Source organism: Chitinophaga sp. SYP-B3965 (assembly GCF_009647655.1).
Lineage (GTDB): Bacteria > Bacteroidota > Bacteroidia > Chitinophagales > Chitinophagaceae > Chitinophaga.
This window is the reverse complement of sequence record NZ_WJFD01000004.1, coordinates 207,603-229,534: the sequence shown is the minus strand read 5'-3', so window position 1 is coordinate 229,534 and position 21,932 is coordinate 207,603. Positions and strand designations below refer to the sequence as shown.

General features: G+C 46.0%; 20 protein-coding genes. 12 read left to right on the top strand and 8 right to left on the bottom strand.

What is annotated here, in order from left to right:
• Positions 1 to 15: 15 nt before the first annotated feature.
• Positions 16 to 1,086: a DUF4998 domain-containing protein gene (locus GFS24_RS22040; protein ID WP_153663331.1), complete on the top strand. Its 1,071-nt coding sequence runs from the start codon at positions 16 to 18 to the stop codon at positions 1,084 to 1,086.
• 52 nt (positions 1,087 to 1,138) lie between these two features.
• Here the strand turns inward: GFS24_RS22040 and GFS24_RS22035 are convergent, their stop codons facing one another.
• The 5 genes from GFS24_RS22035 to GFS24_RS22015 are packed head-to-tail and all read right to left on the bottom strand — an operon-like array spanning position 1,139 to position 5,810.
• The gene (locus tag GFS24_RS22035) at positions 1,139 to 2,278 is read right to left on the bottom strand and encodes an acyl-CoA dehydrogenase family protein (protein ID WP_153663329.1); all 1,140 of its coding nucleotides are present in this window, start codon (positions 2,276 to 2,278) and stop codon (positions 1,139 to 1,141) included.
• A gap of 16 nt (positions 2,279 to 2,294) precedes the next feature.
• Positions 2,295 to 2,984: a helix-hairpin-helix domain-containing protein gene (locus tag GFS24_RS22030; RefSeq protein ID WP_153663327.1), complete on the bottom strand. Its 690-nt coding sequence runs from the start codon at positions 2,982 to 2,984 to the stop codon at positions 2,295 to 2,297.
• A 47-nt stretch (positions 2,985 to 3,031) separates the two neighbouring features.
• The gene (locus GFS24_RS22025) at positions 3,032 to 3,793 is read right to left on the bottom strand and encodes an MBL fold metallo-hydrolase (RefSeq protein ID WP_153663325.1); all 762 of its coding nucleotides are present in this window, start codon (positions 3,791 to 3,793) and stop codon (positions 3,032 to 3,034) included.
• A 7-nt stretch (positions 3,794 to 3,800) separates the two neighbouring features.
• On the bottom strand, positions 3,801 to 4,235 hold the full coding sequence (locus GFS24_RS29110) for a hypothetical protein (protein WP_216647486.1): 435 nt from the start codon (positions 4,233 to 4,235) through the stop codon (positions 3,801 to 3,803).
• Positions 4,236 to 4,256: 21 nt separating this feature from the next.
• Positions 4,257 to 5,810, bottom strand: coding sequence for a bifunctional response regulator/alkaline phosphatase family protein (locus GFS24_RS22015; protein ID WP_153663323.1), 1,554 nt, complete (start codon positions 5,808 to 5,810; stop codon positions 4,257 to 4,259).
• Between the two features lie 233 nt (positions 5,811 to 6,043).
• Here GFS24_RS22015 and GFS24_RS22010 point away from each other — a divergent pair, with 233 nt between their 5' ends.
• The 10 genes from GFS24_RS22010 (at position 6,044) to GFS24_RS21965 (ending at position 16,569) form a co-directional block, all read left to right on the top strand.
• Positions 6,044 to 7,270 carry an HD domain-containing protein gene (locus tag GFS24_RS22010; RefSeq protein ID WP_153663321.1) on the top strand — a complete coding sequence of 409 codons (1,227 nt, stop codon included), beginning with the start codon at positions 6,044 to 6,046 and terminating at the stop codon, positions 7,268 to 7,270.
• Positions 7,271 to 7,361: 91 nt separating this feature from the next.
• The gene (gene lpxD, locus GFS24_RS22005) at positions 7,362 to 8,417 is read left to right on the top strand and encodes a UDP-3-O-(3-hydroxymyristoyl)glucosamine N-acyltransferase (RefSeq protein ID WP_153663319.1); all 1,056 of its coding nucleotides are present in this window, start codon (positions 7,362 to 7,364) and stop codon (positions 8,415 to 8,417) included.
• Between the two features lie 44 nt (positions 8,418 to 8,461).
• Positions 8,462 to 9,874, top strand: coding sequence for a bifunctional UDP-3-O-[3-hydroxymyristoyl] N-acetylglucosamine deacetylase/3-hydroxyacyl-ACP dehydratase (locus GFS24_RS22000; RefSeq protein ID WP_253906555.1), 1,413 nt, complete (start codon positions 8,462 to 8,464; stop codon positions 9,872 to 9,874).
• A gap of 4 nt (positions 9,875 to 9,878) precedes the next feature.
• Complete coding sequence (gene lpxA / locus GFS24_RS21995) at positions 9,879 to 10,679, top strand: acyl-ACP--UDP-N-acetylglucosamine O-acyltransferase (protein ID WP_153663317.1); 801 nt, start codon at positions 9,879 to 9,881, stop codon at positions 10,677 to 10,679.
• The gene (locus GFS24_RS21990) at positions 10,663 to 11,283 is read left to right on the top strand and encodes an ATP-binding cassette domain-containing protein (protein ID WP_153663315.1); all 621 of its coding nucleotides are present in this window, start codon (positions 10,663 to 10,665) and stop codon (positions 11,281 to 11,283) included. Before lpxA ends, GFS24_RS21990 begins: the two co-directional genes overlap by 17 nt.
• Positions 11,284 to 11,339: 56 nt before the next feature.
• Positions 11,340 to 12,647: an MFS transporter gene (locus GFS24_RS21985; protein WP_153663313.1), complete on the top strand. Its 1,308-nt coding sequence runs from the start codon at positions 11,340 to 11,342 to the stop codon at positions 12,645 to 12,647.
• Positions 12,628 to 13,467 carry an MBL fold metallo-hydrolase gene (locus tag GFS24_RS21980; protein ID WP_153663311.1) on the top strand — a complete coding sequence of 280 codons (840 nt, stop codon included), beginning with the start codon at positions 12,628 to 12,630 and terminating at the stop codon, positions 13,465 to 13,467. Before GFS24_RS21985 ends, GFS24_RS21980 begins: the two co-directional genes overlap by 20 nt.
• Positions 13,468 to 13,485: 18 nt before the next feature.
• Positions 13,486 to 13,929 carry a hypothetical protein gene (locus GFS24_RS21975; RefSeq protein ID WP_153663309.1) on the top strand — a complete coding sequence of 148 codons (444 nt, stop codon included), beginning with the start codon at positions 13,486 to 13,488 and terminating at the stop codon, positions 13,927 to 13,929.
• 13 nt (positions 13,930 to 13,942) lie between these two features.
• Positions 13,943 to 15,502 (top strand): helicase HerA-like domain-containing protein, encoded by a 1,560-nt coding sequence (locus GFS24_RS21970; RefSeq protein ID WP_153663307.1) that lies wholly within the window; start codon positions 13,943 to 13,945, stop codon positions 15,500 to 15,502.
• Between the two features lie 20 nt (positions 15,503 to 15,522).
• On the top strand, positions 15,523 to 16,569 hold the full coding sequence (locus GFS24_RS21965; RefSeq protein ID WP_153663305.1) for a Gfo/Idh/MocA family oxidoreductase: 1,047 nt from the start codon (positions 15,523 to 15,525) through the stop codon (positions 16,567 to 16,569).
• 24 nt (positions 16,570 to 16,593) lie between these two features.
• On the opposite strand, the gene GFS24_RS21960 is transcribed toward GFS24_RS21965, so the two are convergent.
• From GFS24_RS21960 to GFS24_RS21950, 3 genes are read right to left on the bottom strand one after another with little or no spacing between them, the layout of a single operon-like run.
• Entirely contained in the window at positions 16,594 to 18,507 is a 1,914-nt protein-coding gene (locus tag GFS24_RS21960) for an ATP-dependent DNA helicase RecQ (protein ID WP_153663303.1), read from the bottom strand.
• Positions 18,508 to 18,509: 2 nt separating this feature from the next.
• Positions 18,510 to 19,115, bottom strand: coding sequence for a trimeric intracellular cation channel family protein (locus GFS24_RS21955; protein WP_153663301.1), 606 nt, complete (start codon positions 19,113 to 19,115; stop codon positions 18,510 to 18,512).
• 42 nt (positions 19,116 to 19,157) lie between these two features.
• Positions 19,158 to 21,260, bottom strand: a complete 2,103-nt coding sequence (locus tag GFS24_RS21950; RefSeq protein ID WP_153663299.1) for a cation-translocating P-type ATPase — start codon at positions 21,258 to 21,260, stop codon at positions 19,158 to 19,160.
• Positions 21,261 to 21,441: 181 nt separating this feature from the next.
• Here GFS24_RS21950 and tsaE point away from each other — a divergent pair, with 181 nt between their 5' ends.
• Positions 21,442 to 21,903 (top strand): tRNA (adenosine(37)-N6)-threonylcarbamoyltransferase complex ATPase subunit type 1 TsaE, encoded by a 462-nt coding sequence (tsaE, locus tag GFS24_RS21945; RefSeq protein WP_153663297.1) that lies wholly within the window; start codon positions 21,442 to 21,444, stop codon positions 21,901 to 21,903.
• The last annotated feature ends 29 nt before the right edge of the window (positions 21,904 to 21,932 follow it).

Genomic DNA, 21,932 nt, shown 5'->3' with positions numbered 1-21,932 from the left:
ATTAATTCAAATCCAATGCAAAAATATCCTGTATGCCGCCTGCTGCTACCAGTATTGCTGGCCGTACTGTTCATATCCTGCAGTAAAATGGATGCCACTTTCAAAGACTATGTAGTGCCGAATGGTATCACTTATGTGGGAAGAGCGGATTCAATAAATGTGCACCCGGGCAGGGGAAGGATCAAAATAACATGGTTACGTGGTACTGATCCTAAAACAACACAAGCAGTAGTTTACTGGAATAATAAAGCCGATTCGCTTGTTTTTCCGGTTACACAAAAAAATCCAAAGGACACTGTAAGCGTGATGCTGAACAACATGCCGGAGAATACCTATACATTCAGTATCTACACACTGGATGCTGACAAGAACAGGTCTATCCGGGTAGATGTGCAGGGCACGGTATACAACACAGTATATGAATCTGTGATCCTTTCCCGCACCATTGGCACCGTTGCCATTGCAGGAGACGATGTAACGTTGAACTGGCTGACCGGAGATACAGCATCCTTCAGTACCGAGATCAATTATGTGGACATTGCTGGTGTTGACCGCCGCACCTATATTGCCGCCAACGAAAGTGTAATACTCCTGGAAGATGTACAGGAAGGTTCTTCCGTAACTTTCCGTTCTCTTTACAAACCATCTCCTCTGAGTCTAGACACTTTCTATACAGCTTATTCCTCCAAGGCATTGAATATGGCACTTGCCAAACCTGTGAAGCAAAGCTCATCCGCTGCTACAACATTAGTAGATGGCAATCTGACTACTTTCTGGCAGCCATTGGCAGCAGACCGCACAGATGATAAAAAGGTATGGGTAACTGTAGATCTGAGAACGCCAAAAACTTTCAACCAGGTGAAACATTACTGGACGGTGGGGAATGCTCTAATACAAAGCTATAAGGTACTTGTATCAAACGATGAAGCTATCTGGGAAACGCTGTATGAGAAAACATCTGCGCCTGTGCTAACAGAAGATGCCAACTTCACTACGGTAACAAGACGCTACATGAGACTGGAATTCACCATCAAAACAGATGGTAACCTGAATGTGACGGAAGTAGAGATCTATAATAAAAAATAGAGGTGCTGATAAAGTAAAAGGGGGATGGTTTAAAACCATCCCCCTTTTTTTATTATTTCAACGCTTCCCGCGCTATCACTATTTTCTGTATCTCCGAAGTTCCCTCCCCTATCGTACACAACTTCGCATCCCGATAATATTTCTCAACAGGAAAATCTTTTGTATAGCCATATCCACCAAAGATCTGTACCGCATCATTTGCTGTGCTCACCGCCACTTCCGAAGCATAATATTTAGCCATCGCAGCTTCCTTCGTCATAGGCAGGTGTTTGTTTTTCATATCTGCGGCCTGCAGGGTGAGCAATTCAGCAGCAGCAATATTTGTATGCATATCCGCCAGCTTAAAAGAAATACCCTGGAAATTTGCAATAGGCTGATCAAACTGATGGCGTTCTTTTGAATATTTGAGAGAAGCATCATACGCTCCTTTTGCAATACCCAATGATAACGCTGCAATAGAAATACGACCGCCATCCAATACTTTCATGGATTGGATAAAGCCCTCTCCTTCTTTGCCTAAAAGGTTCTCTGCAGGAATGCGACAGTTATCAAAGATCATCTCCGTTGTTTCAGAAGCCCTCATCCCTAACTTGTTTTCTTTCTTGCCACCACTAAAGCCTGGCGTACCTCTTTCCACAATGAAAGCACTCATGCCACGGCTATCCCGAACTTCTCCTGTACGCGCTATCACAACCGCTACATCACTGCTCTTTCCATGTGTGATCCAGCATTTGGTGCCATTCAGCACCCATTCATTACCTTCTTTTTTGGCCACACATTTCATGTTCATGGCATCAGAACCGGTGTTGGGTTCTGTCAAACCCCATGCGCCGATCCATTCTGCGGAAGCAAGTTTGGGGAGATATTTCTGTTTTTGTTCTTCGTTTGCAAACTGGAGGATATGCCCTGTGCATAATGAATTATGCGCTGCCACACTCAATCCGATGGCACCACAGATACGGGAGATCTCACTCACTACAGTAACGTATTCAAGATACCCCAGCCCGGAGCCGCCATATTGTTCTGGTACCAGTACACCCATCAGGCCCAGTTCTCCCAATTTTTTAAATAGATCTACCGGAAAAAACTGTGTTTCATCCCATTCCAAAACATGGGGTTGGATGTGTGTTTTACCGAAATCGCGGATCACTTGCGCAATCTGTTGTTGCATTTCCGTTGGCTGAAAGTTCATAACCAGAATTTATGTTTTAATTGACCACTAAGTATTTTTCAAGTTTACGATAAATAGAATCATCCACCAAAGCGATGCCTTTAAGGCCTTCTACCTGCCTGAAAGGCCCGTGGCTGCTGCGATACCTTATGATCACACGGGCCAGTTTCGTGTTGATGTATGGATGATCGGCCAAAGATTTTTCATCTGTCTCATTGAGGTCTATCTTTCTTAGTGAAACATCACCCAGCCGTAACAACGGTTGAATTTTATTAAATACAGAATCCGCCAATCCGTAGGTTTCTCCTACCTGGGTGATGGAATGAAAGCCTCCCAGCCGCTCCCGGAAGTATAAAATCCTTCTGGCGAGCACGGGTCCGATGCCGGGTAATTGTTCCCATAGTAAGGAATCCGCCCTATTAATATCTACAACCAATACCTTCTTTTCAAACTTTTCAAACCGGCGAAAGCTATCCCGTTTGAAAGGCGTAAACTCCTTATGTTTATAGAATTGTTTCTTATACCTCGGCCGCTCAGTAACCGTATCTTTCATCATCTCACGCAACTCGAATGCAGCATGATGGAATCCAATAGTATCAGTAAAAGCAATATCCGAACGGAAATAAGACCAGGCGATGGGTATGCAGTAGAGCAATACGATCAGGCTTAACAAACAGGCAATTCCCGTACGCTCACGGCGGGAAAAGGTGAAAAAATTCTTCGGCACAAACAATGGATTGTTACGTAAGGGAAGGTCGCATTTTTATTTCATCCTTACAAATCCACTTCCAAGCCGTCGTATGCCAGGGCCATCCCTTCCGGCAACGTGGGATTCACCTCCGCATGTAATCCAAGCTGATGGCTAATATGGGTGAAATACACCTGGGGTATTTCTAACTCTTTACCTAACGCAATGGCTTCATCCAGCGTAAAATGGGAGATGTGTTGTTCCCGGCGGAGTGCGTTTAACACTAACACCTTTGAACCTTTGATCTTTTCCTTCTCTTCCGGCGCAATGAAGTTAGCGTCTGTGATGTAAGAAAAATCTCCGAAGCGGAAACCCAGTACGGGCATTTTATGATGCATCACATTAATGGGAATGAATTGCAGGCCATTGATCACAAAGGGATCGTCCATGATGGTGCGCAGGTTCATTTCCGGAATGCCGGGATATTTAAAATCGGCAAAGGCATAAGAGAATTCACGAATGATCACATTCTGTGAAAAGTCTGATGCATAGATATCAATAGGTTGTTGCTGGAAATAATTGAAAGCCCGGATATCGTCCATCCCGGCTATATGATCTTTGTGGGAATGCGTGATCAATACGGCTTCCAGGTGTTTTACCTGTGCGCGTAACATTTGGTAACGGAAGTCGGGTGTAGTATCAACTACAATGTTCCCTGCATCAGAGGCAATGAGGATACTGCTGCGCAATCGTTTATCGCGCGGATCATTAGATGCACATATTTTACAGGGGCAGGCTATAACTGGTACGCCTTGTGAAGTGCCCGTTCCGAGGAATGTAACTTTCAAAACGTAATTATTCTGGTGTTTCAGTTGGTTTTTCTTCTGCAGGAGTTGCGGGTGGCTCTTCTGTATCACCACTTGCTTCAGCAGCAGCATTTTCCGCATTACTGCTTTCTTCAGCAGCGGCAGCATTTTCTGCATCACGCCTTTCATCTTCCGCAAGGTCCGCAGCATCTTCCGCATCCCGGTTATCCTTGATCTGCCGGTACATCTTCTGCGATTCCGGCGTCAGAAAACCTTCTTCCAGGGTAATGGAAGGCAGGATGTCCATCAGTGTATTGATCTTACCTTCCATATTCAGGAATTTATTGACCACTACCACTTTCTTATGTTCCAGTATGCAGTAACCGGAATTGAAGGTGCCTTTCTCGTACCGCAGTATATACTTCGCCTCCTCAAATATCTTCTCCAGCTTCGCCAGATTGTTGGGGGTACTTTTCAGGTTCATGATTTCTCCTTTTTTTATCCGCTATTTACTTACCATCCGTACCAGCGGTACTATCATTTCTTCCAGGGAAATGCCGCCGTGTTGGAATGTATTGCGGTAATAGTTCACGAAATAATTATAATTGTTGGGATAGCAAAGATACCCGTCTTCGCGCGCAAAGATATAAGAAGAATTGACATTCGGCCTTGGCAAGCCGGCTTCTTTCGGATCACGGAAGGCCAGCACCTCTTTCGGATCATAATTTAAGTTGCGGCCATGTTTGTACCGCAGGTTGGTAGTGGTCTGCTTGTCCCCGATCACTTTCACCGGGTTTTTCACCCTTACGCTGCCATGGTCTGTGGCGATGATGAGGTTCACCTTTTTATCCGCTATCCGCTTCAAAGCCTGGTAAAGCGGGGAATGTTCAAACCAGCTGGCAGTAATGGAACGGTAGGAAATTTCATCTGCGGCCAGTTCCTTAAGCACTTCCATTTCCGTACGCGCATGGCTGAGCATGTCCACAAAATTATAAACGATCACATTCAGCGGAAAATCAAGCAGGTTATGGAAATTGTTCACCATATGCTGCCCGTCCGCATGGTTGGTTACCTTGGTATAAGAGAACCGTGGGTCCATTTTAAGTCGCGCCAGCTGCTCTTTCAGGAAAAACTCTTCATGCAGGTTCTTCCCTCCTTCCTCATCATCATTCCGCCATTCCTGGGGATATTTAGCTTCAATATCAATGGGCAACATCCCGGCAAATATGGCATTACGGCTATATTGCGTAGAGGTGGGGAGGATGCTGTAAATGGTTTCTTCTTCTACCAGACGGAAAGAATCAGCGAAGATAGGCTGGATCGTTTTCCACTGGTCGTACCGCAGGTTATCTATCAGGATGAAGAAGTTAGGCACATTAGGATCCAGGTTGGGCACTACTTTCTGAGAAAACAGTGTATGGCTCATAATGGGAGCATCCTTTGCTTTAGGCTGCATCCAGCTGCTGTAATTGCGGGCAATGAACTTGGCGAATTCAGCATTGGCTTCCGCTTTCTGGGAATGGAGGATCTCCATCATCTCAGGACTATCGCTCTTGCTCATTTCCATTTCCCAGTACACCAGTTTCTTATAGATGTCCGCCCATTCCGCATGATCCGGATTATCGTTCAGGGCCATGAACAGGGTACGGAACTGTTGCTGATAGGCCGTGGTGGTCTTTTCAGCTACCAGTCTTTTATTGTCTATGATCTTTTTAAGGGAAAGCAGCACCTGGTTCGGGTTCACAGGTTTGATCAGGTAATCCGTGATCTGGGAGCCGATCGCATCGTCCATCACATTCTCTGCCTCATTCTTGGTGATCATTACAACAGGTATCTGCTGATTGATCTCCTTTATCTTACTCAATGTTTCCAAACCGGTGATGCCGGGCATGGATTCATCCAGCAGCACTACATCTACAATATTTTCTTTCAGGAATTCCAGGGCGTCGTAGCCATTTGTAAGGGCGGAAACTTTATAGCCTTTGCTTTCGAGGAAAATGATCTGCGATTTCAAAGATTCTATTTCATCATCTACCCAGAGTATGTTGATTTGGTTCATGTAACTTTTTTGGTACTGCTTAAAATTACCACTATCTGTCAAAAATCATTCCTCCAAAATATGGCAATCTGCAACAATTTGTTAAAAAATGGGGAAAGGCAGCTGGTTTCATAGGGGAACATCAGCTGAGCCGCGTCTATTTTGTAAATTACAGACTGTCACGAAATACCTTTCTACCGGAAAAGTTACATCCAAATCTGTAGCTTTGCACCGATAGTTTTTAAAACATCCGAATGACTGACCGCAAACGAAAGATTGTGAACGACCCTGTCCACGGGTTCATTACCATCGATCATCCATTGATATTCAGCATTATCTCTCATCCCTGTTACCAGCGTTTACGCCGGATCCACCAAATGGCCCTGGCGCACCTGGTGTACCCCGGAGCTATGCATACCCGCTTTCACCATAGTATGGGCGCTTTCCATTTGATGAGTTGCGCCCTCACTGAACTCAAGTCGAAAGGGGTGGATATTACGGAAGAAGAGGAAGTAGCCGCTAAAATGGCCATATTATTGCATGATATAGGGCACGGTCCTTATTCCCATGCTTTGGAACATACCGTGGTGGAAGGCGTATCACATGAAGAGATCTCTCAATTATTAATGCAGCGCCTCAACCGGGAAATGAACGGAGCACTGGACCTTACCATAGAGATCTTTAATGACCGGTATCCTAAAAAGTTCCTCCATCAATTGGTTTCCAGCCAGTTGGATGTGGACAGGATGGATTACCTGAGCCGGGATAGCTTTTATACAGGCGTTTCTGAAGGGGTGATCAGCTACGACAGGATCATAAAAATGCTTACCGTATATAATGGTGAGCTGATGGTGGAAGAGAAAGGCATTAATTCCATAGAGAAATTCATCGTAGCCCGCCGGCTGATGTATTGGCAGGTGTACCTCCACAAAACCGTATTAAGTGCGGAAAATATGCTGGTACAGATCCTTCACCGGGCTAAAGCACTGGCAATCAAGGGAGAAGAACTTTTTTGCTCTCCCGCCCTCCGCTACTTCTTATATAATAAGATAGGCAGGGTGGAATTTGAAAGGGGCGAAGAATGCCTGACACAATTTTGTTTATTAGACGACTATGATATTATGGGGGCCATTAAAGTTTGGAGCCAACATCCGGATAAAGTCCTCAGCCTCCTATGCAAATGGCTGGTAAACAGGGAATTATTCAAAGTCACCCTCAGTAATGAGCCATTTGAAGGCAGCCAGGTAACAGATCTGAAAGAAAAAGTGAAGCAAAGATGGGCGCTAACCAATGAAGAGGCAGAATATTTAGTATTTACGGATACTGCCAGTCTAAAAGCCTATGACTCAATAGATGAAAAGATCAATATTCTATTTAAAGATGGTACAGTTAGAGATATTTCTTCGGTAGATAATGCCCTTGTGTCGCATACATTGGCAAGACCGATAAAAAAATTCTACATTTGTCATCCAAAATTCTAGGCTAACAACGTTTTATACGAACTTAACATGTTATTGAATCTATTCATATTAAGCGGAGGCGGCCTAGAAGGTAACATTTCAATTATTAACTATGCAATTTAGCGCATTACAGCTGGCTACCATCCTGAATGGGAAGCTGGAAGGAGACCCGGAAGTGAAGGTGCACAATATCGCCAAGATCGAAGAGGCAGGGGATGGGATGTTGAGTTTTATTGCCAATCCCAAGTATGAGGAGTTCATTTATACGACGCAGGCATCTATCCTGATCGTAAATGATTCCCTGGAGATCGAAGGCACTATTAAGCCCACACTGATCAGGGTAAAGGATGCTTACAGCTCCTTTGCGTTGTTGTTGGAGAAATACCAGCAAATGGTGGGCGCTGGTGCAAAAACCGGTATTCAGCAACCTTCTCATGTGCCTGCTACCGTTAAAATGGGGCAGAATGTGTTCATTGGCGCTTTTGCGTACCTCGGCGAAAACGTGGTACTGGGAGATAATGTGAAGATCTATCCGGGAGTTTACCTGGGCGATAATGTGAAGATCAATAGTGGCAGCGTTCTTTACCCTGGTGTAAAGGTCTATGATAATTGTGTACTGGGTAACCGGGTGATCCTGCATGCAGGTTGTGTAATTGGCGGGGATGGCTTTGGATTTGCCCCCCAGGCAGATGGTACCTATAAAAAAGTCCCCCAGGTGGGCAACGTGGTGATCCACGACGACGTAGAAATTGGTGCCAATACAACGATAGACAGGGCCACTATGGGCTCTACCATCATACATTCAGGTGTAAAACTGGATAACCTTATCCAGATAGCCCACAACGTGGAAATAGGCAACAATACTGTGATTGCTGCACAAACCGGGGTTTCCGGCAGCACCAAGATCGGTAAGAACTGTGTGATCGGCGGACAGGTTGGTATTGTTGGCCACATCCAGATCGCTGATGGAACAAAGATCAATGCGCAAAGCGGCCTTTCTAAATCAATTACCTCTCCCAACACGTCTTTGACCGGTTCTCCGGCATATGATTATAAAAGTTCACTGAAAAGTCAGGCAATTTTTAGAAATTTGCCCGATCTTGAAAAGCGCGTGAAAGAATTGGAAGAGATGGTAAAACAACTGTTATCTGAAAAAGAAGGGGTGTAACCACGTTAGTCAGGGATTTAAAACGCATTGAATACGAAGCTATAATGATGGAAAATCAGCAGCCAAATCAACAAACCCTAAAAGGCCCCGTAACCATTTCGGGTGTTGGTTTGCATACAGGATCGCACGTGAATATGACCCTTAAGCCGGCAATGCCCGGCTTTGGTATTAAATTCCAGCGCATTGACCTTCCGGATCAACCGATCGTAAAGGCCGATGTGGATTATGTGGTAGATACCGCCAGGGGTACAACACTGGAGCACAATGGCGCCCGTGTAAGCACTGTAGAACATATCCTGGCTGCACTTGTAGGTATGGGGGTAGATAACGTGCTGATTGAACTGAATGGCCCCGAGATCCCCATCATGGATGGAAGTTCCATGCCTTTTATTGAGCTCATAGAAGAAGTAGGGATACAGGTACAGGATGCTAAAAAGATCTATTACTCCATCGATACCAACATCAACTATTATGATGATGTGAAAAAAGTGGAAATGGTTGCCTTGCCTGCTGTAGATTACCGCATCACTGCACTGATCGACTTCAACTCCCAGGTATTGGGCACCCAGCACGCCAACCTCAAAAGCCTGGCCGACTTTAAAACGGAAATTGCGCCCTGCCGTACTTTCGTTTTCCTGCACGAACTGGAATACCTGCTTGCCAATAACCTCATCAAAGGGGGAGACATCAACAATGCCATCGTGGTGGTCGATAAGCAGATGACGGAAGCGGAACTGACACGCCTCGCCACTGCTTTTGGCCGTGATACCATTTCCGTACAACGCGAAGGCATCCTCAACAACGCACAACTGCATTTCCCCAATGAACCAGCCCGCCACAAGCTGCTGGACATTGTAGGAGACCTTGCCCTGATCGGATATCCTATCAAGGCACATATCATTGCTAACCGTCCCGGCCACGCTTCCAATGTGGAGTTTGCCCGTAAGATCAAAGCATACATCAAAAAGAACAAGCACAATAAGGACGTGCCTATTTACGATCCTAACCAGCCTGCCATTTTTGATATCCGCCGTATAGAAAAAACCTTGCCCCACCGCTATCCGATGCTGCTGGTGGACAAGATCATTGAACTGAGCGACACCCGTGTGGTAGGTATCAAGAATGTTACCTTCAATGAGCATTTCTTCCAGGGTCACTTTCCCGGAAACCCCGTAATGCCTGGTGTATTACAATGTGAAGCACTTGCTCAGGTAGGTGGTATACTGGCCCTCAATCCGTTACCGGATCCTGAAAACTATGATACCTATTTTCTGAAGATCGATAATTGTAAATTCAAACAAAAGGTATTACCCGGTGATACCATGATCCTGAAGATGGAGCTGTTAAGCCCTATCCGCAGAGGTCTCGTTGAAATGCGCGGTACGGTATTCATTGGCAACAAAGTAGCTACAGAAGCTGACATGGTTGCCCAAATTGTTAAACGCGAAGGAAAATAACAGCATGATTCATCCGCTCACGTACATTCATCCGGACGCCAAAGTTGCGCCCAATGTCAAGATCGATCCGTTTACCGTTATTCACAAGAATGTTGAGATCGGGGAAGGCACCTGGATTGGCTCCAATGTGACCATCATGGAAGGTGCCCGCATCGGCAAAAATTGCCGCATCTTCCCCGGAGCTGTTATCTCTGCTATTCCGCAAGACCTCAAATTTGAAGGTGAGGACACCAGTGTGGAAATAGGAAATAATACTACTATCCGCGAATATGTAACCATTAACCGTGGTACAAAAGATCGTTTGAAGACCATCATCGGCAATAACTGCCTGATCATGGCCTATAGCCATATTGCGCACGATTGCCATGTTGGTGATTATTGCGTTTTTTCTAACAATACCACCCTTGCAGGGCACATTACCGTGGGAGACCATGTTGTACTGGCAGGTATGGTAGCTGTTCAGCAATTCTGCAAAATAGGCAACCATGCTTTTGTAACCGGCGGTTCGCTGGTACGTAAAGATGTGCCTCCTTATGTTAAAGCTGCCCGCGAACCTCTCTCCTATGTGGGTGTAAATTCCGTAGGGCTGAAACGCAGAGGTTTTACCCTTGAAAAGATCAATCACATCCTGGATATCTATCGTATCCTCTTTGTAAAAGGAAACAATATTTCCAAAGCTATCCGTATCATAGAAGCCGAATTTCCGGCCACAGATGAAAGAGATGAAATACTCTCCTTCATCCGCGATTCCGGTCGTGGTATTATGAGAGGATATAGTACGAGGGCTAATGACGATCTCGCTTAACCAGGTAGGAAAGCGATATAATTACGACTGGATCTTCCGTCGTTTCTCCTTTACGTTCACCGGTACGGGACATTATGCCATACTTGGAGCCAACGGTTCCGGTAAATCTACTTTGCTGCAAATTATCAGCGGCCATCACCACCACAGTGAGGGCGACATACAATACAAATCAGAGGAGGGGCAACCCCTCCCACAGGAACAGTTCTTCCGCCATAGCGCCATAGTAGCACCCTACCTGGAGCTGGTGGAAGAATTCACCCTGGAAGAATGTTTCGATTTCCATCTCCATTTCAAATCTTTTCTCCCTGGCTTAACACCAAAGGAAATTGCTCAAACCGTTGGCCTGGAAAAAGCCTGGCGCAAACAGGTACGCAATTTTTCTTCCGGTATGAAACAACGTGCAAGGCTGGCCATGGCCATTTTTTCAGACGTTCCCGTACTCCTGCTGGATGAACCCTGCACCAACCTGGATGCAGATGGCGTAAGCCTTTACCAGCAACTCATCAGCAAATACTGCAGCCAGCGTATGGTGATCGTCAGTTCAAATGATGAAGCAGAATACGGTTTTTGTAAAGAAAGAATTCATATTACGGACTATAAGTAGTGCCTTGCAAATGGTATTTTGCAGGCGAATTTTTAATTCATGTAACTGCACAACCTATGAGCTTGCCGAACAAAAAAGTCATTAATGGATGGGCCATGTACGATTGGGCCAATTCAGTGTATAATCTGGTGATCACCACTACCTTCTTCCCAATATATTTTATTGGCGTAACGGAGAAGAAATTCGGTGGAGATATTGTCAGCTTCTTCGGGTATTCCATCAAGAATTCCGTATTGTTCGATTATGCGCTGGCTTTTGCCTACCTCCTCATCGCTCTCAGTCTTCCCATTCTATCTTCCATTGCAGATACCCGGGGTAATAAAAAGAACTTCCTCCGGTTCTTTTGCTATGTAGGAGCTATCTCTTGCGGAGCGCTCTGTTATTTTACAGAAGACAATCTTGAATACGGTACCATTTTCTTCATACTGGCAACAATTGGTTATTGCGGAGGCCTGGTGTTTTATAATTCCTACCTCCCTGAAATAGCTCCTGTAGAATATCGCGACAGGGTAAGTGCCCGGGGTTACTCCTTTGGCTATATTGGAAGTGTAATATTACAATTGATAGGATTTGCCATCGTACTGATCAAGCCTTTTGGAATAGATGAACCGATGGCCGTACAGGTTACCTTCTTCCTGGTAGGGCTATGGTGGCTGGGCTTTGCACAGATCACTTTTAAACGTCTGCCTAAATCACAACCTGCCGTAGAGCAGCATTCCAAAAATGTATTTACAGAAGGGTTTATCGAACTGAAGAAAGTATATGCTCAGGTGCGTGTGATGCCTGTACTGAAAAGATATTTACGGGCTTTCTTCTTTTATAGCATGGGTGTACAAACCGTGATGATGGTAGCTACCATTTTCGCAAGCAAAGAATTGAAAATGGAGAGCAGCAACCTGATCGCCTGTGTGGTACTGATCCAGCTGGTAGCTATCCTTGGCGCCTGGGGTATGGCACGCTTATCAGAAAGGCACGGTAACTTCAAAATACTGATCCTTACCGTACTGTTATGGATCGGTGTTTGTATCTGTGCTTATTTCGTTCAAACTGAAATGCAATTCTACTTCCTTGCGGTACTCGTAGGTTTGGTAATGGGTGGTATACAATCACTCAGCCGTTCTACCTACGCAAAGCTGATCCCGGAAACAAAGGATACTACTTCCTTCTTCAGCTATTATGATGTAACAGAAAAGTTCGCGATCGTGATAGGGCTGTTCAGCTTTGGCTGGATAGATCATATCTCAGGTAATATGCGTAATTCTGTACTCGTGCTGATAGGCTTTTTCACCATTGGGCTCATCTGGCTTTTTTCTGCTTTAGATAAACAACGTAGATTAGCAAAACATGAAGCTACACACAATTAACACCGGATTATTCAAACTCGACGGGGGCGCCATGTTTGGCGTAGTGCCTAAAACCATGTGGCAGAAATTGAATCCCCCGGATGAAAATAATATGTGCACCTGGGCCATGCGCTGCCTGCTGGTAGAAGATGGCAACCGCCTTATCCTCATCGATAATGGCATCGGTAATAAACAGGATGATAAATTCTTCAGTCATTATTACCTCCATGGAGAAGATACGCTGGATAAGTCCCTGGCGGCCGCAGGCTTCCACCGAAACGATATCACAGATGTATTCCTCACCCATCTCCATTTTGACCATTGCGGCGGCAGTATTGAGCGGGAAGGTGATAACCTGGTACCCGCTTTCAAAAATGCGCATTACTGGAGCAATACGGCACACTGGAAATGGGCGGTAAACCCCAACGACCGCGAGAAAGCATCTTTCCTGAAAGAAAACATCCTGCCCATTGAAAAAAGCGGGCAGCTGAAATTTATAGACCAGCACGACGGTGTTTCTTTTTCGGACCATATCCGTGTACGTTTTGCCTATGGTCATACAGATGCCATGATGTTGCCGGAGATCAGTTATAAGGGTCATACCATCATCTATATGGCGGACCTTTTACCTTCTGCAGCGCATATTCCATTGCCTTATGTGATGGCATATGATATGTTCCCGCTCACCACACTGGAAGAGAAAAAACGTTTCCTCACGGAAGCAAATGAAAAACAGTACGTGCTCTATTTTGAGCATGATGCTGCTAATGAATGTGGTATCTTAGAGTCTACTGAAAAAGGTATCCGCCTGAAGGAAGCATTTCCTTTGAGCGCACTTTAATCCTAAAATCCATATGTTATGTTTAAATACATTTTACCCGTTGCCGTAATGATAGGCCTGGCGGCCTGCCAGGGTAGCAACAAAGCGCCTGCACAAGATAATGCGGTGATCAAAGATTCCCTGGCAGTAGATTCGCTTTCAGGTGTGGTGATGAGCATCCACGACGAAGGTATGGCCAAAATGATGGTGATCCGCCGTCTCAGGACCCGTGTAACAGAAGTAACAGACAGCCTGCAAAAGAAGAAAGCCAGTGCAGATATATATACCGCTACCGGCGTTTTGCTGGACAGTGCCAACAACGCCATGAACACCTGGATGCATGCATACGATATGCAGATGCAGGGTAAAACCATGGCAGAGAAAAAAGCTTACCTGGAAGCAGAAGAGAAGAAGATAGGAGAAGTAAGAGCCCTGATGCTGAAGAGTATCCAGGACGCCAAGAGCCTTTTGAAAGAAGAATAATAAATAACCCACCATGGCAAATCAAGAAGCATTTCTCGAATACATCAGGGACGGTTACACTTTTAAAGGAGAGCATTTCAAGCTGGGCTGCGCCATGTTGAATGGTGAAGTAGTAGCTGGTGCAGACGTACTCCTTCCCCTGAAAACATTAAACCGCCACGGACTGATAGCAGGCGCTACCGGTACCGGTAAAACCAAAACCCTGCAGGTAATTGCAGAAGGATTGAGTGATGCCAGCGTGCCTGTTATGCTGATGGATATTAAAGGAGACCTGAGTGGCATTGCTGCTGCAGGTGCTTCCAATCCAAAAATAGAAGAACGGTATGCAAAGATAGGCGGCACTTACAAACCGGCTGCGTATCCGGTGGAATTACTGAGCCTCAGTAATGAGAAAGGTATCCGCCTGCGGGCCACAGTAAGTGAATTCGGGCCGGTGTTACTGTCTAAAATACTGGAACTGAACGATACGCAATCTGGTTTTGTTTCCATGGTCTTCAAATATTGCGATGATAATAAACTGCCTTTGCTGGATCTGAAAGATTTCAAAAAGGTACTGCAATATGTGAGCGACGAAGGCAAGAAGGAACTGGAAAAAGATTACGGTAAGATCTCCACTACTTCTACCGGTACTATCCTGCGTAAGGTGATAGAACTGGAACAACAGGGCGCTGAATTGTTCTTTGGAGAAAAGTCCTTTGAGGTAGATGACCTGATGCACATCAGCGAGGATGGCCGTGGTAAGATCTCCATCGTACGGGTAACGGACCTGCAGGACAGGCCCAAACTCTTTTCTACCTTCATGCTTAGCCTGTTGGCAGAATTATATGCCAGCCTGCCGGAAGAAGGAGATCTGGACAAACCGAAGCTGGTGATGTTCATAGACGAAGCCCACCTGATCTTCCAGGAAGCCAGTGATGCTTTGCTGCAACAGATTGAAACCATTATCAAGCTGATCCGTTCAAAAGGTGTAGGCATCTTCTTCTGTACGCAAAACCCGATGGATGTACCGGCTTCTGTGTTGGGACAATTAGGTCTCAAAGTACAACACGCATTGCGCGCCTTTACTGCAAACGACCGTAAATCCATCAAACAAACGGCAGAGAACTATCCTTTATCTGATTACTATAAAACAGATGAGCTCCTTACCCAGATTGGGATTGGAGAAGCATTGGTGACCTGCCTCAGTGAAAAAGGTACGCCTACACCACTGGCCGCTACTATGCTGGTATCTCCGCGTTCCCGTATGGATATATTGAGTGATGCGGAAATAGATACGCTGGTAAACTCTTCCAAACTGGTTAAAAAATACAACCAGGAAATAGATAGCGAAAGCGCTTACGAGATCCTGAACGCCAAACTGGAAGAAGCCGCAGAAAAGAGTAAACAGGAAGAAGAAGCGGCGCCGGCAAAAAAAGGTAAAGTGAAAGAAGAAAAGGGTTTGCTGGAAACCATGATGAGCAGCTCTGCTGCCCGCCAGGTAGGGCGTACTGCTGCTAATGTGATCACGCGGAGTTTGCTGGGCGCATTAGGTTTAGGCGGCCGCAGCAAGAAAAAAGGAACAAGCTGGTTTTAAAAAATAATACAACTATTGATATGCCTTCACCGATTAAAACAGGCCTTTGCTCCTATGGCCATAGTGGTTACGCTTTCCATGCACCTTTCATACATGTGCATCCGGGATTTGAACTGACTGCCGTAGTAGAACGCAGCAAACACCTCACACAACAACGCTATCCGTACGTGAAAATATACGGAGATGTAAAGGATCTCTTCAATGATGCATCCCTCGAATTAATTGTGGTGAACACACCCAATAGTACCCACTACGATTATGCAAAAGCCGCCTTGCTGGCGGGCAAACATGTGATCGTGGAAAAACCTTTCACGGTTAATTCTGCACAGGGCGAAGAACTGATGCAATTGGCAGCATCTAAGAAACTCCTGCTGAGTGTTTACCAGAACCGCCGTTATGATAGTGATTACAAGATCGTAAAGAAAGTAGTGCAGGAAGGGTTATTAGGCGATATCCTGGAAGTAGAATTCCATTACGACCGTTTTAAAGAAGAGCTTAGCTACAAAGCACATAAAGAATTAGCCAACAATGGCACCGGTTGTTTGTATGACCTGGGCTCTCACCTGATAGATCAGGCACTGACCATTTTTGGTATGCCGAAGGCTGTGTTTGGAGATGTACGGATCATCCGCAGAGATTCTGTGGTAGATGATTATTTTGAACTGCTGCTGTATTATGATCAATTACGCGTGCGTCTTAAATCCAGTTACCTGGTAAGAGAAGCACTGCCTTCTTATATCATGCATGGCAGAAAAGGTTCCTTCATTAAATCGAAATCAGACGTGCAGGAAGCATTGCTCATGAAAGGCGTGTTGCCCGATACACCAGATTGGGGAGCAGAAACACCTGCTGAATGGGGTTTATTACATACAGAAATAGATGGCGTTGCTGTAAAAGAATTCCTGCCTTCTGTAAATGGTAATTACCTCGATTATTACCAGGGTATTTACGCGGCTATCAGAGAAGGTAAACCGAACCCGGTAACAGCAGAAGAAGGTTTGAATGTAGTGAAGGTGATAGAAGCTGGTTTCCTGAGCAGCAAAGAAGGTAAGATCGTAACACTTTAATTATAATCAGTGAAGGTGCTTAACTTATACCTTAAGTACCTTCACTGCTACTAACAGTCCATCCTGATCACGTAACACAGATTTCTCCGCGATCAAAAACTGCAGTATTTCCAACACCCTGTCTTCCGGCGCATTTATATTTTGCATTAATACTTCTATGGTAGATTGTGTTTGCAATGCAGCCAGGATAACCGTAGCCAGTTCTCCAAACTCCTTAGGCCGGAGTTCTCCTTTTTGTTTCTTTACACATACATCACAAACGCCGCAAGGCGCCGCATCTTTCTCCCCGAAATAAGCTACCAGCTGTTGCGTACGGCAGGTATCATGATTCCGCAGGTATTGGGCCACTGCCTCGATCCTTTCTTCCATGGCTTCCCGCCTGCGTTTCAGGAGTGCATAATCAATGGTGAGATGTTGTACTGCCACCCGCTCCTGCAGGAAGCTCAATTGCGGCTGATCTTTACGGGGCTGGTATTTTACAATTGCCTGCCTGTGTAATAACTGCAGATCGAGGATCACATCCTGTTCATCTATGCGCAGCAGTTTAGCCAGCTGGCGTTCAAAGATGGGTACTGCATTATCAAAGATGCCGCCGTAAGTACGGAGTAATGTTTTGAGGAGTGGTTCTATGGAAGGGTTCACCTGTTCGTATTCATATAACCCATCTCTGCTGGTCACAAATTCCAGCTTGGAAGGCATGAACACACTCTCGCTAAGCTGCCATACACCTTCCTGTTCCAGGATGCGCAGGGTGCTGAATGCTACGGTGATATTGAGGGAAAAGCGTTTTACAAAATCGTTGATATCGAAATCATAATACACCCCTTCTATGCTGCCAACAGGTACCTGCAGGTAATTCACGACTGCCTGGTACACTTCCTTTATCTGTTCCAGTGTGGGGAATTGCAGGGCAACACGCTCTTTCATTTCCACAATATCCCGTTCATTATACAACAGTACGGCATATGCTTTTTGCTCATCCCTGCCGGCGCGGCCTGCTTCCTGGTAATAGGCTTCAATACTATCCGGTACATCCGCATGGATCACCATACGCACATCCGGTTTATCGATACCCATGCCAAAAGCATTGGTACAAACCATCACCCGGATCTCATTATTGATCCAGGCTTCCTGCCGGGTGCTTCTTTCTATACCTGATAAACCCGCATGATAATAACTGGCCGTGATCCCCTGGCCACTGAGTAATCCGGCAATATCTTTTGTCTGCCGCCGATTCCTGCAATAGATAATAGCGCTGCCGGGTACACGGTCCAGGATCTGGCGGATGCGGGTGAGTTTACCTTCTTCCTCCGCAACGCTGTAAGAGAGGTTGGCGCGTGCGAAGCTTTTCACAAAGATGGCAGGATCATCCAGCTGCAGCCGTTCACAGATATCTTCTTTCACTTTAGGTGTGGCCGTAGCCGTTAGTGCCAGGATAGGTGCTTCAGGGAAAAGCTGACGGATAGTGGCGATCTGCAGATAGGCCGGACGAAAATCATATCCCCATTGGGAAATGCAATGCGCTTCATCCACTGCAATCAGTTTCACAGGCAATACTTCGCAGTACCATTGAAAACGCCTGCTCTGCAAACGTTCCGGGGAAACGTAGAGGAATTTTATTTCTCCTTCCCGCGCCATTATCATCACTTTCTCTACATCTTTTGCATGCATGCCGGCATAGATAGCAAAAGCCGGAATACCTCTTTTATTCAGGTTCTCTACCTGGTCTTTCATGAGTGCAATGAGTGGCGTGATCACCATGCAAAGCCCATCATTCATCATAGCTGGTACCTGGAAGCAAATAGATTTACCGCCGCCGGTAGGTAAGAGCGCCAACGTATCCCGGCCACTGACCACGGATGCGATGATCTCTTCCTGCATGGGCCGGAATTGCTGGTGCCCCCAGAACTTGTGTAATATGGAAAGTGCAGATGACATGTTCACTCTTTCTGTAAATAAGGTAAAGACCAGCCTTTGCGTAAAGCGGTTAAACGGATAGCGATCACCAGCAAAATGCTGGCCACCATATTCCAGTCTTCATCCACACCGGCATAACGCAACCCGATGTATAATGCAGCTCCCGCTAAACAAGCTGTGGCATAGATCTGGCGGCTGAAGATCAATGGGATCTCATTCACCATCATATCCCTGATCACACCACCAAAGATGGCAGAGATCATGCCCAGGATCACTGCAGCCCAGGGATGCACGCCATAGAACAATGCTTTCTGCAAACCTATCACCGTATAAAAACCAATACCAATGGTATCAAATACAAAAATGGATCTGCGGAAACGCAGCAGGCGTGCGCGGAACAGGATGGTCACCAAAACGCCCACGGCAATGGCAATGATATAATTCTTATCTCCTACCCATACCGGCCTTACACCAAGTATCAGGTCCCGCATGGTACCGCCTCCAATGGAAGTCACGAAAGCGGTGAAGCTCACCCCGAAGATATCGTGGTACATTTTCTTATCCCAGGCGGCGAGTGCGCCGGATATGGCAAATACGAATGTGCCGATAAGGTCTAACCAGTATATCATTTCCTGAACGAATTATGATATACGAATTAACGATAAAAATCCTTACAGCACTTTTTTAAATCTCAAACGCACGGAGTTAATGGCCAGCACCACATCTGATAAACCCATAATGAGCGCGCCCACGATGGGATTGAGGTAACCTAAAGCTGCCACAGGAATGGCCACCACATTGTATATAAATGCCCAGAAGAGATTTTGCTTAATGGTAAGGTAGGTGTGTTTACCCAGCCCCATGGCCAATGGTAAAGCCCCAAGGTGATTATTCAGCAGGATCACATTGGCACTTTGCATAGCTACCTGTGTGGAATCGCTCAAAGAAATACCGATGCTGGCTTTGGCCAGTGCAGGTGCATCATTGATGCCATCTCCTATCATAGCGGTAGGAGCTGTTTGCATAAGGCCGTCTATTTTATTCAGTTTTTGCTGTGGGCTCTGTTCTGCATATACTTCATCAATACCCAACTCCTCCGCGATCTGATCACATTTACGCTTCATATCCCCGCTAAGCAGGATGGTACGGATACCATTCTTTTTCAGCTGTTCTATCACGCTCTTTGCTTCGGGTCTCAGTTCATCAATGAAATCGATCCAGCCTGCCAGCACACCATTTTTGAGCAGATAGATATTATGTCCATCGTCTGTTGTCGTATTCTTTGCCATAATATAAGAACCCAGCTGCCATTCGTTTCCTTCTTTATCTACGGCTTTCATGCCCAGGCCTTTTTGTTCCCTGATCTGCTGTAAAGCTACTTCCGGGTGGCCTTTCCATAAAGTGGTAATAGAGCGGGCAATGGGATGTGAGGAGAATTTCTCCAGGCTGAGTACGGTAGACTTGAACATAGTTTCATCCATCCCGATCGCTTTCCATTCTCCCAGTTGCAATTTACCGGTGGTGAGCGTGCCTGTTTTATCAAATACGATCTGGCGGATATTGCGGAACATTTCCAGCGTATTCGCACCTTTTATAAGGATGCCATTCCGGGCAGCCCGGCCAAGGCCCACCATTACGGCAGCCGGTGTGGCTAATCCCATGGCACAGGGGCAGGCAATAACGAGCACGGCTACACTTCGCATAATGGCTACATCCAATGTAGTGTGGCCAATGAAGTACCAGCCCAGGAAAGTAACCAGTGCAATACCGAGCACGAGGGGTACAAAAATGGCGCTGATCTTGTCCGCCAGCTTTTGCATGGGCGGTTTGTTACTCTGCGCCTGTTTTACGAGGTCTATAATATAAGAGAGCACCGTATCCTTGCCAATAGCGGTAACATACATTTTGAGATTACCATCTTCCAGGATGGTGCCGCCTATTACTTTGTCCTTTTCATTTTTGGCCACCGGTTCACTTTCCCCGGTGATCATGGATTCGTTCACATGCCCGCTTCCCCAATAGATGGTACCATCCATAGGGATCTTATCTCCGGTATTCACCAATACCAGGTCTCCGGTGCGGAGATCATTGTTATCTACTTCGTCTATATGTTCCACCCCTTCCACAGAATGAATGCGGCGGGCAGTGGTAAACTGCATCTTTGCGAGTTCTGCAATGGCAGTTGTGGTGGATTTCACGGACCTTTCTTCCAGCAGGTTACCCAGGAAAACGAGGGTAAGGATGGCTGCCGTGGTTTCATAGAACAGGTAATCAGCGCCCAGGTTTTGCAATGTACCCGTAAGGCTGTAAGCAAATGCCGCCGTGGCCCCGATGGTAATGAGCACATCCATATTGGCCATGCCATTACGTAAAGAGCGGAAAGCGCTGCGGCCAAAATGCGCCATGCCCACCAGGTATACAGGAGTGGTTAAAGCTAATTGTACCCATGCATTATGCAGCCAGTGCCAGTTTACCCACATGTGTAATAACAAAGGGGCTGTGAAGATGGCGCAGAATATGAACTTAAAAGTGAGTGTAGTATAGATAGGGCGTTTTTTAGCGCCCTGGTTGGGAAGGATCACTTCATACCCCAGGCTATTGATCCCGTTGATCACTTCTTCCGCATCTTTGCCTTGTGGTAAATTAAAGCGTAACTCTTCTGTAGCCACGCTGATGGCCACATCTTCCATGCCTTTTTTCTCCAGGTATTTGGAGATGGTAAGCGCACAGCTGGAGCAGTTCATTCCTTTTACTTTACAACTGATCGTTTCCATGCCCCAAAATTACCATATAGCTGATCTTATCATAGAGAAATTAATGCAACGCAGGTGCTTTTAGCCATACTGGCAGCGGCATTTGAGGCCATAGCAGCCCATTTTGCAGGAAGCCGCGGAAGCGGCAACATTTAATGCAACGGAATTGCTAATTTTAGCCCCTGATCAGGCATTATCATTTATGAGACTGACGTTTTCACATGCAGAGCTTGCCCAGGTAGCAGAACGCTTCTGGGAAACATTTCCACAGCAGCAGGTATTTGCCCTCAACGGAGAAATGGGCGCGGGAAAGACCACTTTCGTGAAAGCCCTGTGCGCGGCTAAAGGGGTGGAAGACACCACGGGGAGTCCCACCTTTTCTATCATCAACGAATACCGTTTTAAAGAGAACGGGCAAAGGGAACGGATCATTTACCACCTGGACCTTTACCGTTTAAAAAGCCTGGAAGAGGCCGTAGAGGCCGGCGTGGAGGATTGCCTCTACCATCCGGATGCCATTTGTTTTGTAGAGTGGCCGGACATGGTGGCACCACTCTTACCTGCAGATACCGTATACCTCTTTTTATCCGTTACACCAGACCATAAAAGGAAGCTTATAGCCGGTTCCGCCAACCCCGGCGAATTTGAACCTTCCCTTCAATAATAAATGTATCTTTGAAACAGACCTAACAC

Coding starts and splice junctions, on each gene's coding strand:
- GFS24_RS21980 (WP_153663311.1), top strand. CDS start 12,628: ATGAAGCTACACACAATTAACACCGGATTATTCAAACTCGACGGGGGC.
- GFS24_RS21950 (WP_153663299.1), bottom strand. CDS start 21,260: ATGGAAACGATCAGTTGTAAAGTAAAAGGAATGAACTGCTCCAGCTGT.
- GFS24_RS21970 (WP_153663307.1), top strand. CDS start 13,943: ATGGCAAATCAAGAAGCATTTCTCGAATACATCAGGGACGGTTACACT.
- GFS24_RS22040 (WP_153663331.1), top strand. CDS start 16: ATGCAAAAATATCCTGTATGCCGCCTGCTGCTACCAGTATTGCTGGCC.
- tsaE (WP_153663297.1), top strand. CDS start 21,442: ATGAGACTGACGTTTTCACATGCAGAGCTTGCCCAGGTAGCAGAACGC.
- GFS24_RS22035 (WP_153663329.1), bottom strand. CDS start 2,278: ATGAACTTTCAGCCAACGGAAATGCAACAACAGATTGCGCAAGTGATC.
- GFS24_RS21990 (WP_153663315.1), top strand. CDS start 10,663: ATGACGATCTCGCTTAACCAGGTAGGAAAGCGATATAATTACGACTGG.
- GFS24_RS21975 (WP_153663309.1), top strand. CDS start 13,486: ATGTTTAAATACATTTTACCCGTTGCCGTAATGATAGGCCTGGCGGCC.
- GFS24_RS22010 (WP_153663321.1), top strand. CDS start 6,044: ATGACTGACCGCAAACGAAAGATTGTGAACGACCCTGTCCACGGGTTC.
- GFS24_RS22000 (WP_253906555.1), top strand. CDS start 8,462: ATGATGGAAAATCAGCAGCCAAATCAACAAACCCTAAAAGGCCCCGTA.
- GFS24_RS21985 (WP_153663313.1), top strand. CDS start 11,340: ATGAGCTTGCCGAACAAAAAAGTCATTAATGGATGGGCCATGTACGAT.
- GFS24_RS21965 (WP_153663305.1), top strand. CDS start 15,523: ATGCCTTCACCGATTAAAACAGGCCTTTGCTCCTATGGCCATAGTGGT.
- GFS24_RS22015 (WP_153663323.1), bottom strand. CDS start 5,810: ATGAACCAAATCAACATACTCTGGGTAGATGATGAAATAGAATCTTTG.
- GFS24_RS21960 (WP_153663303.1), bottom strand. CDS start 18,507: ATGTCATCTGCACTTTCCATATTACACAAGTTCTGGGGGCACCAGCAA.
- lpxA (WP_153663317.1), top strand. CDS start 9,879: ATGATTCATCCGCTCACGTACATTCATCCGGACGCCAAAGTTGCGCCC.
- GFS24_RS21955 (WP_153663301.1), bottom strand. CDS start 19,115: ATGATATACTGGTTAGACCTTATCGGCACATTCGTATTTGCCATATCC.
- lpxD (WP_153663319.1), top strand. CDS start 7,362: ATGCAATTTAGCGCATTACAGCTGGCTACCATCCTGAATGGGAAGCTG.
- GFS24_RS29110 (WP_216647486.1), bottom strand. CDS start 4,235: ATGAACCTGAAAAGTACCCCCAACAATCTGGCGAAGCTGGAGAAGATA.